Source organism: Azospirillum doebereinerae (genome assembly GCF_003989665.1).
In the GTDB taxonomy this organism is placed as follows: domain Bacteria; phylum Pseudomonadota; class Alphaproteobacteria; order Azospirillales; family Azospirillaceae; genus Azospirillum; species Azospirillum doebereinerae.
The window spans coordinates 1-1,055 of record NZ_RZIJ01000076.1; the positions used below are offsets into that span (position 1 = coordinate 1).

At 63.3% G+C, this 1,055-nt stretch carries 1 protein-coding gene; it reads right to left on the bottom strand.

Annotation, left to right across the window (positions count from 1 at the left end; translation table 11 throughout):
• Window positions 1-16 precede the first annotated feature (16 nt).
• A protein-coding gene (locus EJ913_RS31240; protein WP_127005225.1) for an IS630 family transposase occupies window positions 17-974 on the bottom strand; the annotation gives its coding sequence in 2 pieces (ribosomal slippage) (window positions 17-644 and window positions 643-974; 960 coding nt in all).
• Window positions 975-1,055: the final 81 nt, after the last annotated feature.

Sequence of the window (1,055 nt, forward strand, 5' to 3'; positions counted from 1 at the left end):
TTAGAGTTTCGAGCGTTTAATCTGATACGTACCCAGCGTGTCTGAGGTAGTTCCAGCATTCGTCGGGTGTGTAGAGGTCGCAAATGGAGCCGACAGCTTTCCACAGCTCTTCGATGGTGCGGGCACCGATGCGCCGGAGATGAGCCTTGAGTTTGGCAAAGGCCATCTCGATGGGATTGAGGTCGGGGCTGTAGGGTGGCAGGAAGAGGAACCAAGCGCCGCGCTCCTTGAGGATGGCCTTGGCCTTTTCGCTCTTATGGCTGGAGAGGTTGTCGAGGATGACGACGTCGCCCGGCCGCAGGGTCGGGGCGAGTTGGGTTTCGACATAGGTTTCGAAGAGCACCCGGTTCATCGCGCCTTTGATGATCCAGGGAGCGGTCAGCCCGTCACAGCGCAGGGCGGCGATGAAGGTCTGGGTGCCCCAATGGCCAAACGGCGCCTTGGCTTTGAACCGCTGGCCGCGCTTTGCCCGTCCGCGCAGCCGGGCCATCTTCGTGGTGGTCGCGGTTTCATCGAGGAACACCAGCCGATCCGGCACCTCACGCATCCGCGGCTGCCGGTGGCTGCGCCATGTCCGGCGGTCCTCCGCGACATCAGCGCGACCGGCCTCGGTCGCCACCAGTGTTTTTTTTGACGCTGTAGCCGCGGGCGATCAGGAAACGCGACAGCGAGGCGGGGTGGACCGTGACCCCGCGTTCGGCTTTCAGCTTGGCCGCCAGTTCGGGCATCGTGATGTCGCCCTGCTTCTCCACCCAGCCGATCAGGAGGTCGGCATGCGGTGCCAGCTTGCCGCCGCCCGGCGGCCGTCCCTGCCGCGCCGGTTCCAGCGAACCTGTCTCAGCCATCCGCTGAGCAAGGCGTATGCTCGTGCTCACGCTCACGTCGAACCGACGCGCCGCAGCCCGGCGTGACCCGCCTTGTTCGATCTCTCCGTAAATCCGAACCCGAAGGTCCGGCGAATAGCTCCGACCCATGATCCACCTCCAACTACGGTGAATCACGCCCACAAACCAAGCGCAAGCTCTCAGATTCGGATTTCAGGCGCGATGCTCTAA